The sequence below is a fragment of the Rhodococcus sp. T2V genome (assembly GCF_029269925.1).
GTDB classification, from domain to species: domain Bacteria; phylum Actinomycetota; class Actinomycetes; order Mycobacteriales; family Mycobacteriaceae; genus Rhodococcus_F; species Rhodococcus_F koreensis.
The window spans coordinates 1-320 of record NZ_JARJBD010000454.1 but is presented as its reverse complement, the minus strand read 5'-3'; the positions used below and the strand labels follow the sequence as shown (position 1 = coordinate 320).

The following is a 320-nucleotide window of genomic DNA, read 5'->3' as shown; positions in this document are numbered from 1 at the left end:
TGGCCTGCCGGACCACCGATTCGAGCATCTGCGACCACCTGTGCGCGCGGTGGCGCAGGACGTCGACGACGACGAGCAGGGCAGCGGCGGTAACGAGCAGCAACCGGTAGTCGTGCAACCTCGTCAGCACCTCGACGACCGTCTCGTTGCCGGCGGCCGCCGACATCAGGCGCGGGGAGTACACGGCAACGCCCCGGCGGCGACGGCGATCGGCGAGAGCGGGGTGAAACGGCGGATGCGCGTCGGCTGGCCGTTCTCGCCGACGCGGCCGGCGCGACCGCCGCCGCAATCACCGACCATGTCGCGCCACGCCGCGACCA

At 72.5% G+C, this 320-nt stretch carries 1 protein-coding gene; it reads right to left on the bottom strand.

Translation table 11 applies throughout. The annotated features are described in order from the left end of the window. Window positions 1–184 (bottom strand): hypothetical protein (locus P3H15_RS54805; protein ID WP_276144928.1); only part of this gene is annotated, 184 nt, incomplete at its 3' end. Window positions 185–320: the final 136 nt, after the last annotated feature.